This is a genomic window from Paenibacillus sp. 2KB_22 (assembly GCF_052115745.1).
Classification (GTDB): domain Bacteria; phylum Bacillota; class Bacilli; order Paenibacillales; family Paenibacillaceae; genus Paenibacillus.
In genome coordinates this window covers 9,602-25,685 of the sequence record NZ_JBFRHG010000002.1, presented here as the reverse complement: position 1 = coordinate 25,685, position 16,084 = coordinate 9,602, and the positions used below count along the sequence as shown (strand labels likewise).

Sequence of the window (16,084 nt, the reverse complement as noted above, 5' to 3'; positions counted from 1 at the left end):
AAATTCGCCCGCCTTCAACCGATAGCGGGCGAATACTATAGTTAATTCATTATTTCTGCACCTTGGCATACCACTCTCTTGCGCGCTTAGTCACTTCTTCCCCGCCTGATGTGTTCCACTTATCTACAAACTCATCAAACTTCTCAATCGGATATTGTCCCAAAATGATTTTGGTAGCGTATTCCACGTACAGTGTACGATTATTAATATCAGGGAAACTGTCGTATACACTGGCTGGCATACCGTCACCAGCAATGACTTTTGCATATTTCTGAGCTTCCTTCATATTCCGTGTAACCTGATCGATTGCCCATTTACTGTCTTTTGATGATGTACTGTTAAAGAGACCGATCGTGAAATCAAGTGTTGCCAAAGTCGAATATGGATTCAAAAGTTGATTTTCCTGACTGCTCTTGTCATCGGGAAGTTTAACAGCTTTGCCATCCTTCAACTCATAGTGCATGCCTTCCACGCCCAGGAACAGATCCTTCCAGTTCTTTTTGTCATATATATTGTTCAGCAGCTTCAAGGTGGCCATCAGCTTGTTCTCATCCTTATTGTTCTTGATGACCCACTGCGGAGGTGCAAATCTCTTCATTGTGTAAAAACCTTCATATCCTTCGACTTCTGGTACAGGGAGCACCGTAAAGTTAGCCTTCACGCCTGTGTTCTTCTTCAAATTTTCCAGAATCAAATTGCCATGCTCAACCCAGTGAAAATAGTTCCCTACCTTGTCAGATTGAATTTTGCCATCCCACTTATCCTTCGTGTTCAAAAGTGACTCCTTGTCGATTAAGCCTTCCTTATACAGCTTGGCCGCGAATTCCAGAGCTGCCCTCATATTCGGAGTCACTGCGGAATAAGTCAACTCTCCGTTGTATATATCCCACTCCGGATAGCCTTCGAACATCGCTACCCCGTACATGGCAAACAAGTGATCCATCCACCTAGCCTGCTCCCTGCCGCCTGTAGGAAGCTCATCCTTCTGGCCGTTGCCGTTAGGGTCCTTATCCCGAAATGCTTCAAGCACCTTAACGTATTCGTCCTGAGTCTTCGGCATCGTCAGACCGAGCTTATCGAGCCAATCCTGACGGATCATGCCAGCGTATCTTCCGTACTCCACAACACCGGGAATGTAGTAGATTTTTCCCTGACCCGTAGGATCGTTCGCCTTGACTACATCCCACATCTCCTGCGGGATGGCTTCCCATACATTCGGCGCATATTTGGGCAGCAGGTCGGTCAGATCGGCAATGGCACCATTTTTAGCCAAGCTGTCTTCAATGCCCTGCTGAGGGATGAACAAGTCTGGCATTTCATTGGCGGCGATTTTCAGGTTTAGTTGGTTGAGATAGTTAGTGCCTCCGTTCCATTCCACATACGGATGAATTACACCCACGCCAAGCTTTTCCTTATAAAACTCATATAACTTGCTGCCCTTGGTAATTGCTTTATAACCGATGTTCGTTCCCCATACTTCGATATCTACCGTTCCATCCTCATTGGCAGATGTTTGGCCAGAACTGGAAGAATCACCTGTAGAGCTTGAATTGCAGCCGGCAATTGTACTTATCGCAAGAACACCTGCGGCCATAAGTAAACTCATCTTTTTCAGAATCATAGCTAATCCCCCTTCAATCACTGTTATTTTGTACGTTCTCGCTATTCATTGATAAGATCGAGATCAGCCCTTCACAGAGCCGAGCATGGCCCCTTTGACAAAATACTTTTGCAGGAAGGGATACACAATGATGATCGGAATGATCGCAAAAATAACGGTTGCTGCTCTCAGTGTCCGCTCATTGTAATTCAGGTTCACCGTTGAAGCAGTACCTGCCATCATAACGCTATCGTCGGTGATAAACTGCCTGATCTTGATCTGCAGCGGAAACCAATTGGTATCTTGCAGAAAAAATAGTGGATGCTGAAATTGATTCCATAACACCACACCATAGAATAAGGCAAGGGTTGCCATTACAGCTTTGGATAAGGGAAGAACGAAATGGAACAGCATTCGGAAATACCCACAGCCCTCAAGAAAGGCCGCTTCCTCCAGCTCTTTGGGAAATTGTTTGAAGAAGGTTCTCATGATGATCAAATTAAAGGGATTCAGGATATGAGGCAAGATCAGGACCAGTGGATTATCATAGAGTCCAATGCTGCGGACCGTCAGGAAATACGGAACGATCGGCGCTTTGAAGATCATTGCAATCACAACGCATACCATAATCACGGAGCCCCATCGGAACTCTGACTTGGACAGTGGATACGCGAACAAGGCTGTCATTAGTAGAGCTAATATCGTTCCAATCACGGTCGTACCTACTGTCAGAAAGAAGGATCTCCACAGATCCGGACGATCAATGATGTACTTCCATGAATCTAGCGTAAATTCCTTTGGCCACAGTGTCACCAGATTCATGTCCACAACGCTTTTGGAACTAAATGAGGTTGAGATTACCGATATAAGCGGTATAATGGCCGCTATGGAAAACAGGATGAGAAAAATGGTAACTCCGGTAACCAATGCTCGTTCTCTTTTTGATTCAACCATTTTTACCAAAGCCCCCCATCCGACACTTTTTTGGACAGTTTATTAAATACAAATACCAGGATAAAGCCAATCACCGACTGAAATAGCCCAACTGCTGTCGCGAAACTGTACTGTGCTTGCTGTATACCGGTTCGGAACACATACGTATCCAAAATGTCCCCCACACTGTACGTCATCGGAGTGAGCAGATTGAATACCTGATCAAATCCGAGATCCAGGAAGTTTCCGATCTCCAGCAGAAAAAGTACAAGTACGGTTGGTAACAGGAGTGGGAATGTAATATGGCGAACTTGTCTTAGTTTTGATGCACCATCGATCATTGCCGATTCGTACAGTTGAGGGTCGATTGCGCTAATAGCAGCCATGTACACCACAGTCCCCCACCCGGCGTCTCTCCAGATGGACGAGATAGCATAGATGGGTCTGAAATAGTCACTCTCTTGCATGGCCAGCACAGGCTCCAGACCGAACCAGCCGATAACAATATTGAACAATCCGCTTAAAGAAAAGAAATCGAACAGGATTCCGCCTACGATAACCCAGGATAAAAAATGCGGGATATAAAGCGCCGTTTGAATTCCTTTTTTTAACGCCGATTTGCGAATCTCGTTTATCATGAGTGCCAGCAGTACGGGGAACGGAAAAACCAATACAAGTTTGAGGAATCCGAGCATCAGGGTATTTCCAAATACTCTTGCAAAATCGGGATGGTCGAATAAGGTCTTAAAATGTTTGAGCCCTACCCACGGACTATCATCGAACCCTTGAAATACCGAGTAATCCTTGAAGGCGATGACCGCACCACCCAACGGGATAAATTTAAACACAATGAGAAAAACGATGCCTGGAATAGCCATCACGTATAGTGGCCAGTACACTTTCAATCGATGAAACGCAAACACTTTCAATGTATCCCCCCCAATATTCTCTGATGAATCCGCTTACAAGATAACTATACAGCCAGAATAATCCTCTCTCAATTAGGCATTTTTAAGTTAAAATAAGTGTTTTTTAAGAAAAAAGATGCCACTTCGCTATGAAGTGGCACCCTTTATTTTCATTGCTCTGCAAGACTTTTTCGATATTCCCGTGGTTTGAATCCAGTCCATTTTTCGAACATACGTGCAAAATGCTGCGCATCTGAATAACCTACCTTATGGCAGATTTCATATACTTTCATGTCTGTCTGCTCAAGCATTTCCTTTGCTCTGCTAATCCGTATGTGGGTCAAAAAATTCAAATACGTTTCACCTGTCTTTTGTTTGAAATATTGGCTGAGGTAATATGGATTCATGTAAAAGCGAGCAGCTAATTCGGCCAAACTAAGAGACTCATCATAATGATCTGTGACATATTTCTTGATCTCTGAGATCATATCCTTTTTCTTGAGGGCACGATGTTCCAACATAAATGCAATAATTCCACCAATGACTTCTACCATCCATTGCTCCAAAGACGCCAGCGTCTTAAACCGTGAAATCCCCTCCAAAGATAACAGCTGACGGCTTAGCAAAGTGTTCTGCTGAAGCTGCTGAAAGGATATCTTTCGAATGCTCAGCAAAAGCAAGTTCAAGCATTGCTGCTGGAGATCTACCGGACTGAAATTGGGTTCAGCTTCTATTCTTTTGAAGATCCGGTGGATAATAACCACACTTTCTCTCTCATCCATGTTGTCGATGGCAGCCTCCAGGTCCCCGATTATCTCTTCTGTCACCAGCTCGTTTTTCCCTGTGAGACTCATGATCTGGGTAAACGAAATGACAGGTTCTGCGCCCTTAATGACTTGATAACTGAGTGCATTTCGTGCTTCTTCAAAGGATTGGCTGATACCACTAGGCCGATTTTGCACGCTCCCAATCCCAATTACGCTGGAGACGTTCAGTTGTCTGAACAGGACCTCATGAAGGCGCTGTGCCGTGTTACCCATATCTCTGCTCTCCAAAGCTGCACCGTGCATCACGATCACCGCAATTTGTGCACCAGTGTAACGAAAACGATATACACCACTGTATTGACTGAAGACCAGATCAATCTGTCTAAATACAGCGTCAAAGCCAAGTTCTCTCAGACCATCTGCCTTACTACGGATTTCAATGAGCATACAGGCAAATTGAGCACCCTCCTCAGGCGTACATCCGATCCTTAGCAGCTCCTCTGCAATTTCAGTATCGTCATTGCCCATATCCAGAATATCTCTCAAGCCATCTTCCTGAAAGCGCTGATACGAGGCAAGTTTTAATGCATCCATTTCCTGGACTTTGCTTCGCTCTATGCGAATTGTATCCATGACCTGACAAACACAGTCACGCAATTCCTGTTCCTCAACCGGCTTGTTGATGTAAAAATTTACACCCAGCTTCATGCCTTTCTGGGCATACTCAAAGTCCGCATAACCGCTTAGTAATATGAATTTGCTCTGAATGTCGACCGCTTTGAGCAGTTGAATCATTTCTAGTCCACCCGCCTGCGGCATTCGAATATCGGTAATAACGATGTCTGGCTGCCATTTTTGAATCAGCTCAAACCCTTCATGCCCATTGTAAGCTGTTCCAATCACTTCACATTCCGGAATATAGCGATCAATCATCTTTTTGAGTCCTTCCACTATCCCTTTTTCATCATCTACCAAGATCAGTTTCAACTCTCTCACCTTCCTTCTATGCATTGGCACTCAAATGCTCAGATATGCTTATCCCAGGAATCCGAATTTCAATAGTCGTTCCAATGTTGACATCAGATAAAACCTTAACGTAATAAGCATCTCCATATTGGAGTTTAATTCGTTCTGTGATATTGGTCAGGCCCAGACCGTTCTCTCCCACATCATCGTGATTTCCCAGGCTGTGTCTGTTTGAAGCCGCCTGTTCCAGGAACAGATCCAGTTCCGCCAATTTCTCCGCAGACATTCCGGTACCGTTGTCCGAAATTCGGATCAGAACCTCTCCATTTTCCGTCCAGCTCCCCTCGATATTGATACATAATGCCTGGCTGTAGCCAGCAAAACCATGGTTGATGCTATTTTCCACTATAGGCTGAAATACCAACGGTATAATGCTGCACTCCAGTATTTCTTCCGGTATGTTAACATTCAATTCAAACATGTCATCGAATCGGATGTTCTGAAGTTGCAGATAGTTAGCTGTATACTCCAGTTCATGCTTAATAGAATGATGCCTTCCTTCTTTCCCAAGCGTTAAGCGGAACATTCGAGCCAAAATTTTAATCATGCCTGCCGTATCCTCGTCATCTTTTACCAATGCCTTCATCCGAATCGATTCCAAGGTATTGTACAGCATATGGGGGTTAATCTGATTTTGAAGGGCGAGGAACTTGGCTTGCCGCTGCTTGATTTCTGCCACGTATACCTCTTCTATTAACGTTTTGATCGTGACAATCATTTTGTTGTAACTGTATACCAGGCTCCCAATTTCATCACTGGTCTGTTCTTTCTCTATGGGAAGATATTGACCTACCTCTGCCTGCTTCATGCTTCTTCGAAGTGCCTTGATAGGTCTTGTAATTGTATAACTGAGCCACAGCGAGATCAGAAAGATAATCAGACAGCTTGCTATGATGACGATCATCGTTAGCCCTTTCATCTGATTGATTCTCTGCAGCAATTTGGAACGGGGGATCTCTGTTTTGATGAATAATTCCTCTTGAGCCGTATGCTCGGATAAAATAATCCGATCTTCATTTCCGCTGTCTCCCGTGAGATCAAACCCTGAATGGAGCACCTGCTCCCATGTGATCCGGCCACTGGCAGCTTCGGAATGATAAACAATCTCTCTACGATCATTGCTTATAATCACGCTAATGCCATATTTATCACGAGCTTGCAGGAACTCATGCTCAAGCTGAAGCAGCGTAAAAGGATCTAGATCGATTAGAAGCATGCCGGCATATGCTCCTTTCGAATTAAACAGCACTCTTCCCACCGTCACAACGGCTCCTGCGCCCTTATCCTCGTAATAGGAACGATCGTGCAGACCGCTAATAAAAAAGGTCTGATCCGAATTGCGGAGCTGATTGTACCAATCCTGGGATAATAGTCTGCTCTCATCAACTCTGCTGGTCGTAGTTGTGTATTGGTACACGCTGTTATCGCGGCTGACCAGCATTACGGTGCCAATTTCGGATTTGAGCAATGACACCCTCATGAGAAGCTGTTGTACGGCCACCCGCTGATTTACCTCCTCGTTCATGGGTATATTTGACCCTTCTCCGAGCCTGTAGATCAATTCGTTTTCGACCAATACTGACTTCGTAATCTTGTCATATTCCTTGATAAATTCATTCAAAGAGGACTTGATCTGGGATGTGTACAAGGAGGCAAATTCCTGTGAGGATTCTTCCAGCCCTTTGGCCGACTGATGAAAAATGAATACGCTTACAATTATTAGCGGAATGATGCAGGCCAGCAGGTAACTCAACATCAATTTGTTTTGAAACCTCAACTTTTTTATCATGGGCATCCCTTCCTTTGGTGCTCATCTTATCTTTTAGAAACTACTGTTCGTCCATAATTGCGTTAACTTTAACGCCCCTACCCCTATCTTGTAAAGGGATTTTTGCTCGTTTCAAGCATAGTTTACAGCAGAAGGGGTCCTTGAATCATGCTCTACTTGTACTGTCTTAAAAATGACTATGTAATTCCTTAAAAACAACCTGTTGATAGCGAAGTGGACAACCCCCAAATGGATGTAAATCATTTTCCAGTAAAATACAATTAGACGAGATAAAGCAAGGTCATGTATGGTAATTACACAACACAAATTCTGAGGAGTAATTTTACACTATGATCAATCGATTCATCAGCTTATTTTCCATTCCTTCGTATACTTTACTCTTTATGTGTATGGCATTACAGGGAATGGGCATTTCACTCAGTACCCCCTTTTTATCTATTTATTTCACGGAACAGCTTGGCGTATCTATTGGAATGTTTGGTCTTTATCTAGCCGTTACACTAATTGCAGGAATATGGATCAGTACGCTAATCGGGAGACGTTCTGACCTCGGCTTGAATCGGAAGAGCGTTTATCTTTTCTCTACTCTCTCTAATGTTCTGGCCTTTAGTGGATACTTGTTTATTCAAGATTTTCCGATTTTGTTCATTTACATGACCGTGTTTACTGCCCTTGGTGCACCAGGAATGCCCCAGTTGTTCGCTATTTCTAGAGAAGCAGTGATAAAGAGTCATTTTACGGAGCGTGCGTTTGCTAATTCTACCTTGCGTTCTGCTTTCTCTCTCGGCTTTATTACAGGTCCTTTAATCGGCACTTTATTACTCGCTGCTATTGGATTTAAGGGGGTTTTTCTGGGAACGATCGGAGCTTTCCTACTCGTTGCTCTGCTTGTTTTCCTGTTTCTCCAATCAAACACAGAAATGAAGAGCAATAATGCTGAAGCGAATATAAAAAGTTTCCGACTGACTCAAAACCGGGATATTTTAATTCCTTTTCTCATTCTGATACTCATGTATACGGCTCATTGGATGAGCAGCATTAACACGGCTCTCTTTATTACAAACAATCTTGGGGGTACGACAAGTCATGTCGGTTTAATCAGCAGTATATGTGCTGCGCTGGAAATTCCCTTTATGATTGTACTCGGTCTACTTAGTGCAAAGTATAGTAACCGAATCTTGGTGTTTTGCGGGGCTATTTTTGGAGGAGCTTATTATTTCGTTATACTTATCTCGAACGAGATGTGGCAAATGCTTGCAGCACAAATTTTGCTCGCTGTTTTTGTCGCCGTCATTTCTGCGATTGGAATTAGCTACATTCAGGACCTGCTGCCTAGTATGCCGGGATATGCTTCCACACTCTATTCGAATTCATCCACAATCGGTAGACTGCTTGGTAGTCTTGTTGGTGGTGGAGTAGCCAGCATTGTGGGTTACCGATATTCATTTATCTTCTGCTTTATACTTATCATTGTTGCTGTAATTATGCTTGTGGTAAGTGGACGAAAGCCTGTAGATGAAACGCAAATTTCAACTTAACTACGTCGATTCAACGGGATAATTTAGTTTTTAAGTTTTTCTACGTATGGGTAATTAACATTGGGCACGGCATTATGCTTGAAGCACTCCCTACAAAAGAAACCGACCTTGGTCCTGCATAAAACAGGATCAAGGTCGGTTTCTTTGATTATAGCTGCAAGAAAATCTTATACAGAACCTGAGCAGCTTCTGCTCTGGTTGTCGTGCCGTCAGGACTCAAGGTGACACTGCTTCGCCCGTTTATGAAACCCATTTTAACCATTGCAGCCATGTCATCAATTGCGTACTTTGCTACATTAGCAGCATCTGTGAATCTCTTGAGATCTTCAGCTGTGCGGGTCTGCTCGGTTTTGCCCACTGCCCGCAAAGCCCGCATGGTCAGCACAGCCAAATCTTGTCTAGCAATTTCCGTTTCCGGATAGAAGCTGCCGTTCGTGCCCAGGGAGATCCCGAGTGCTTTGGCGATTCCGATTTCCTTATAATAGAGGTCTGTTTGCTTCATATCACTAAAGGTGGTGTTGAACTCTGCTTTGAGATCCAGTGTCCTTACCAACCAAGCTAGATACTCACCTCTTGTGACCTTTTGCCCGGGACTAAAGCTTGTTGCTGATGTCCCGTCGATGAATCCTTTGGACGCCATTGTTTCAACCGCTGGTGCGTACCACGAATCTTTGATGACATCATTGAAGAACTTCTTCGTATAAACAACTGCATATTGACCTGTGTTTGCCGCTGGAAAAACCATGGCTTGTAGAGCACTGTCGTATTTGCCATTCAGTAGCTGAACAAATGTACTATTCGCAGCCACGTTCGAAACTGTAAGGTATTTGGAATTGGCCAATTCTTCAACATCAGGAGTATAAGGCAGTCTGATTTCAGCGGGTGCATTCAAGGTTGCCATTTCTTCTCCATCTAATTGAACAGCGAATGCAATAACAGGTCTGCTGGCTGTTACGGAATTTACTTCTGAATGTAGCTTTGCCGTATCTAGCCAGCTCAGTGACAGTTCCACATTTTTGGCACCTGATACATACTTCAGCAAATTAGAAGGTACTGCAACGGTTCCAAATTCCGTATTAATCTCGATCTTAATGTTGGCATGCTCTGCGGATAGTGCAGCTGAAGGAAGCTCAACCGCATAGGAATTGGCTCCCTCTGCTTTCGGAATGTCCACCATGATTGTTTTAATATTACTGCTATTCGCCTTTACATGCTCCAGAGCCTTATTAAGGTCTTCCTGCCGGATAGGTGCTCCTTTAGCTTTACCGGTTTTGGTATCCGTCTTTGGTGCCACAATCTTAATCCAATTCCCTTCGACTTTGATGTTTTCAGGAGCCGGTGAAGGTGTGGTCACTGACACAGGTGCATCCGTTGACGGCGGTGTTTCCGGAGGCTTCGGATTGATGACTGGATTGCTGATAACGACAGTAAGGGATTGGCTCGCATAATGAGTTGCCGTTTCTTTATATCTTACTTCGTAGATTCCGTTACCAAGACCTGTAACCTCTGTGCCTGTGATCGCATTCCAGCTGCCAGCGTCCACTCCCACTTGCCGATATTCCATTACAGGACTTACACCAATGATCCTGCCATCCTTGGCCCCAGCTGCACTGACATTTACAGCCTTGATCTCTGCACTGGACGGCGGACTTTGCTCCTGCTTGGTTCCGTCAGGCACAACGATCAGGATAGCAAGACTTGGATTGCTCAAATCCGTTCCGGCGTATCGGAGCTCGTAGCTGCCGGCCTCGAGGCCTTCAATGCTGGTTCCACTAACCGGCATGTAACCACCTTGATCCGCCTTTCGGTACTCCATATCGGCAGTCACATTTTCAATTCTGCCATCATTCCCGCCTGCCGCTGTTGGCGGTGTAATGACGAGTCCTTCCGCTGTTGGTGCCTCTCTGTCTGCCTTGGCTTCATTGCGAATGTCCACGGTTACCGGCGGACTTGCCTTTAGGCTGTCTGTGGCTGCATACCGGATCTGATAGCTGCCAGGCTCCAGATCGTTGATACTTGAACCTGTAACAGGCGTGTAGTCCTCTTCGCCCAGCTTCCGGTATTCCATCGTATCATCCAAGCCCTCAATTATGCCTTTTAAGTCGGTGTCTGAATTGGCGTGTGAGATCACCCACCCACTCGCATCGGGTGCAGCCTGCTCCTGTGTCTGCCCTTCCGGAATAACGACTTCCTTATCCAGGCTAGCGCTCAGCAAACGGGTCTTTATATACCGGACATAATATTTACCGGCGGTGAGACCTGTGACCTCAATTGCTGCAATTGCAATATATTCTTCTTCGCCTTCCTTCTTATACTCCATTTCTGTTGTCACACCGATCAGTTTGCCGTCATCTCCTTCAGGAATGGACGGTGCCACACCGGCCGGTGTTACTGGAGCCTCACGATCAGGACTGGATATGGCCTGATGAACTTCCCATTCCCATAGGCCTACACCGTTATCTCCTGCCCGTGATTGCTTGGTCAGGGTGGCTCGCAGCGCCTTGACCTCAAGTACTGGATCAAATGTGTACGGATTGGAAGATTCCGTCGGAGAATGATCAACCACTTTGATTCCTTCTGTAACCGTTCCCGCTGTTACCCATTCATTAGTAACGCTGTCCACCGGGATATAGGAATATACAATTTGGGTAGGCTGCTTGATTCCGCCGGCATCTGACCACAGCACCAGATTCGAACTCCGGATTGATGCACCCTGCGGCCATTCATATTGCACCCACTCCTCTGCGCCTTCATGGCCCCAGGTCCCCCAATGCGCAATGTTGTTGCCATCTTTCTTTCCGTCGTTTACTGCAGCCACACTCTCCCAAGGAGAGGTATAGCTGGAAGAAGTATTTGCGAGGAAGGCCATATTGCCGTCTCTCGGACTGAGCAGACGCAAATCCATCAGCAGCTTCTGAAGCGCCAGGGTAACTTCTTCGTCTGTGGCATTCGTATTCTTGATCACAGCAGATGATTCTGTCTTCGCCGCTTCTATTGGCGCAAGACCTGGATCTGCAAGGTTCGAAGCATTTAATGTATTTACATAGTTATAGACCTTGATCAGTTCTGTCTTATCTACCGCTCCGGTATAGCCGTATACCTTCCATTCCAGAATACCGCTGCCATTAACGGAAGGCTTCATGTCCATACGGACACCTGTAATATAGGCGGGCTCAAAGGTCGTTGTATTGTATTTATTAAGTTCATTGCCCAATCCCTTTATGTCCCGCGGGGTGTACCATTTCCCATTTTCGTCGCGAAGCATAAGCTGCATATCCTTCGGACGGAAGTTCCCGCCGTTGTCTTGAAATACATATACATCTGTGGAAGAGGCCAGGAATGGCTGATCCCATTCATACGTCACCCATGCTGGATCTCCTTCTCTCCCCCAGTTATGCCATGCACTGTTGGGGGCACCGCGGTTCGGCGAGAAATCTGCCGAGCTTTTAGGTTCAATGCCGTTATTCATCGCTACCGGATATCCGTCGCCACCAGAGAAGCTAGCAGAAGCCTTGGCTGTCAGCGCCGCATTTTGCAGCTCAGAATTCACGACATGTACGGTAGCCCAAACCTCCAAAGCACTGCCATCGACGTTTCCTCTGGCTTCGAATTGGCCTGCACTAGCATAGCTGCTTGGATCAATGACATCCCAAGTGATTTCCTGCTCTAAATACCCGTCCTCTGTTAAAATATAAATTTGTCTATGAAGTTCTGGTACTATATCCTTCTTGGTCACTACGCTGAGTGCCCGATAAACGTCAACGGTATCTTCCTTGATCTCTACCGTTACATCCCTACTGGCCTTCTTGTCTCCGTCTGTAGCACTGAAGGTAAACACGTAGGTGCCTGCCGTGCTTATACGCGCATAGGCTGCTGCTTTGTCACCATCTACAAATGAAATGTCCGCTGAACCTTCGGGCTTTTGCTTAATGGCCCAAGAGTACTTCAACTGGGGTTCTTCTGCCTCACTATGCACAGGGTCAGGAATGGCTTCCCCGGACAATACCACGATACTGTTATTGGCAACATCCTGAACAGCAGTCACTTGGCCGATTGCTGGAGGTTGTTTATCCGGCGGTGAAGCCAGTTCGAAGATTATCTGGCTGGAGCCAGTCATTTGTCCATCACTTGCGCTAAGCTTAACCGTATATGAGCCTGCTTTGGTACCCGTGGCCTGTGTAATGCTTGCTTTCGGATGAGTAAAGGTTAGCTTGGAGCCTTCTGGGGCACTGACCAATTCCCATTGATAAGACAGAGTCCCTTCCGGCGCGCCATCATCGGTTACAATCCCGTTCAGCATCAATGGAATCAACGCCTGTGGATGCTGTGTCGCCAGCTCTACAGTAATTTGCGGAGCTTCATTTTCACCGCCGGCTGACTTTTCAATGATCAATTCAGCACGCTGTACGCTACCCATCTGAAACATGGCAACGCCTTCATTGTTCTGAACATAGAACTGTCCGGCAGATGTACCATTCAGCTTCATGGTATAGTATCCATTCTCCATCCCCACACCATCGAACAAAATCCGTGAAGTATGCTCTTTCCCTGATGGATTCAGGAGCTGGAGAGTATAACCCTTACCATCTTTTTGAATTTGCGCGCTTTCCACTTTATCGCTTTCCAGCTCCAAATAGATTTTCTCGTCGATCAGATTGATCCGCTTGCCGAAACCGTCTTTCGGCGTAATGTTGTAGCTGTTTCCTTCGTCAGTGACCAGCGCTCCATAACCGAACAGCCCGAATATCGGATCTGTAACAATATCAGAGCTGATGCTGAGAAGGGAACCATAGAGGCCTTCTTCCGATTCGCCTGAAAAATCATTCCAGCCGTTACTCATGACACGTGATCCGCCATCGTATACGTCCTTCGTACCTGTGCCTCCTTTATACATCGAATATCTCCAAGAGGTGCTGCCAACTGAATTAGCCGAAATCTGTCCCATATTGACGGCATTGAAGTTCGAAATCTTCGCGGCATAATTGCGCTGCTGTGCAATTGCCTTCTGCTCCACCGATCTGCCATCATTCTCATACCTTAGCCAGTCATCCATAATGTAACCTGCTAAAGACGCAGTATATTGGAAATTCCACCAGCCTTCACCGCCGCGGAAAACGGGCACGGAATAATGGAACCAGGTAGGTTGAATCCCCCGCATGGCACGTGTTTTCCAATCGGCCATTTCCATACTTTTCTCAGCTGCACCTGTAAGTGCATCTGCTGGATAATACGTGCGCAGTGCCTTCGCTGCTGCATAAGCCCCTTCTTCGCCAGTATTATCATATTCAAATTCCGAGCCGTAAGGATAAGTGGCTCTAGTCATATTCCGTCCCTTGTCGAGGGCGAACTTCTTCTGCAGATTGGTAGACTCGGTCTTCATCCCCTCTTCCTTCAGTGCTTCAATCATATCCGGGATTTGCTGCTCGCCATAGAATCCGATGGCCCCGGTGGAAACGCGCTTATAGTAGATGTTATAAGCTTTCTCCAGATAAAACTGAGGCGACTCCCGGTACTCGATCAGATTAGGATAAGCCTTCTGAATCCGGTACATGTTGAAAAATCCGGTAGCTTCCATGATTTCGGAGAAGGTACGTGTATAAGGTTTATCTTTGTCGGTGTACGCTCCAGAGTCTTTCAGCCAGTTCGCAACGATGTAGCTATCTTGAGTATTCTTCATGTATCGTTCCCACATGAAGTCGATCAGGTATGTCTCGATAGAGCGAATTTCGTCGGGACTAGGAGCCAGATAGTTCTTCATCGTCATGAAGTTGATGTTGTCATGGCTCCAGTCATCCCCCCAATGGCTTGTATTTAGATCGATGCCGCTCGTAAGATACCAGTCGAAATAGTTACCATAAGTCGGACTTTCCGGGTTCTTATCCTGTGTTTGCTGGACCATGAATTCGGAATGGGCATCCGAGATTGCATCCAGCTCGGCTAGAACATTGAATTCAAATTGAGTGAATTTATCCACCCATTCGTTGCCGTCCTTCAACTTATATTCAATACGCACGCTGTTATTGCCGATCGAATCAAACTGAAGTGAATAGATATGATGCTGTTCGCCATTTACGATCTTGGTCTCCACAAACTCAACCGACTCGTTGTAGCCAGGGTTCCCGTCAGGCAGTCCACGTCCGGCCCGCGAGTTGTCAACCATTTCCTTTCTGCTCTTCCCTGGCTTGATATCCGGAATATGCGCTTCGTCAAACGGATCATTCTCTGCCACATTTTGAATATCGATGGACTGTACATCAACGATACTGTCGTCGTAGTGCAAGTCTAGCTTGACAGGCATATTGATCGCTGTCTGGAAGCCCGGCACCGCTACGGCATCAATCATGCCTGATTTATATAGGATGGACCGGAGATTGGCTTCACGGTCTTCCATCGAGGTCGAACTGTTATTTGGGCTTTGGGCGCTTTCCTGCGGCGTATTGTCACCTCCACGGACTGCGGAGAATTTGAACTTATACGTCTTGGACTCATCCGGTCCTAGGACGAGGCTGGAAGCATCAGTAAAGTATCCGCGGCCCGTTTTCTGGATTTCTTTGGAGTGAATATAAAGCACGTTCAGCCCCGGATACCAGCCGCCACTGTCTCCTGTCCAGTTTTTAAAGGTGTCTGCAGCACGTCGCTCTCCTGCTTCATGCATCCAATAATCCACATACTCGATTCGAGCGCCGCTCTCCGGCACCGGAGTGAAGAGCATAAAGTTTCCCTCACCACTGGTGCGGATGGCATAAGAATATCCACTGTCAGCACCTGCGAAATTATGTACCGTCACACGGTCATCATAGGTATCAGATAAGGTCTGGTATTTGTTGTTCCAAGGCATCGGCAAGCCGATATCCCCGAATTCAATATACTGATTGCTCTTGTTCTTCAGCGTAATTTCCCAAAGCAGTGAACCGTCATCGGTCTCCATATCAAAAACGGATTTCACATCAAAGCCCTTCATTACCCGATGCTCTGTAGAATTCAGCTTCTGTCCAATAAAGTTGACTTCTACCTTCTTGCCGTCTGCTGATGCAGTCTTGTTAATATAGGGGTTATCCGGATTAATGGTCGAATATTGTGTAGATCCCCCCGCAGCCAATGTTTTATTGGTATCAACTTCTACAAAGCCGTCCCTGTTGTCAGGGAATTGTCCATTGGCACCCGTACGGTAAGAGAAGATCATTTCACCCATCCACTGGTGCTGTGTACCATTCTGCGGTGATGTAGTGTTAGGCAGGACGAAATTGATTGGCTTGCCCTGTTTATTGGTAGGATTGTTGTTGATATAGAGCTCCTCAATCTGACCTAAGTCGCCGACTTTGGCCGACAGGCTGGCATTGGAGATACCGGTCTTTACTGCAGCCGTCGCGGCCCCAGGCAAAGCGCTAACCTGCAGCGGCAGACTTGAAAATGCCAGGAGCAGCGCGATCATAAGCGGCTTCCACTTCTTCGAAATCATTGTCATTATAACCTCCTGTATATATGTGATCATATCCATTAGGGGTTTAATTCTCTTAAACCGG

General features: G+C 46.0%; 7 protein-coding genes. 1 reads left to right on the top strand and 6 read right to left on the bottom strand.

Annotation, left to right across the window (positions count from 1 at the left end):
* Nucleotides 1-49: 49 nt before the first annotated feature.
* From AB4111_RS11070 to AB4111_RS11050, 5 genes are all read right to left on the bottom strand, one after another.
* Nucleotides 50-1,621: an ABC transporter substrate-binding protein gene (locus AB4111_RS11070; protein ID WP_442031640.1), complete on the bottom strand. Its 1,572-nt coding sequence runs from the start codon at nt 1,619-1,621 to the stop codon at nt 50-52.
* A 63-nt stretch (nt 1,622-1,684) separates the two neighbouring features.
* Entirely contained in the window at nt 1,685-2,554 is an 870-nt protein-coding gene (locus tag AB4111_RS11065) for a carbohydrate ABC transporter permease (RefSeq protein WP_442031639.1), read from the bottom strand.
* Nucleotides 2,555-2,556: 2 nt separating this feature from the next.
* Entirely contained in the window at nt 2,557-3,462 is a 906-nt protein-coding gene (locus AB4111_RS11060) for an ABC transporter permease (protein WP_442031638.1), read from the bottom strand.
* Nucleotides 3,463-3,611: 149 nt separating this feature from the next.
* Nucleotides 3,612-5,204 (bottom strand): helix-turn-helix domain-containing protein, encoded by a 1,593-nt coding sequence (locus AB4111_RS11055; protein ID WP_442031637.1) that lies wholly within the window; start codon nt 5,202-5,204, stop codon nt 3,612-3,614.
* A 7-nt stretch (nt 5,205-5,211) separates the two neighbouring features.
* A complete protein-coding gene (locus AB4111_RS11050; RefSeq protein ID WP_442031636.1) occupies nt 5,212-7,023 on the bottom strand; it encodes a cache domain-containing sensor histidine kinase in 1,812 nt (603 codons plus the stop codon).
* Between the two features lie 329 nt (nt 7,024-7,352).
* On the opposite strand from AB4111_RS11050, the gene AB4111_RS11045 reads away from it, so the two are divergent.
* Nucleotides 7,353-8,561, top strand: a complete 1,209-nt coding sequence (locus AB4111_RS11045; protein ID WP_442031635.1) for a sugar efflux transporter — start codon at nt 7,353-7,355, stop codon at nt 8,559-8,561.
* 148 nt (nt 8,562-8,709) lie between these two features.
* Here AB4111_RS11045 and AB4111_RS11040 read toward each other — a convergent pair whose 3' ends face one another.
* Nucleotides 8,710-16,026 carry a DUF5695 domain-containing protein gene (locus AB4111_RS11040; RefSeq protein ID WP_442031634.1) on the bottom strand — a complete coding sequence of 2,439 codons (7,317 nt, stop codon included), beginning with the start codon at nt 16,024-16,026 and terminating at the stop codon, nt 8,710-8,712.
* Between the last annotated feature and the right edge of the window lie 58 nt (nt 16,027-16,084).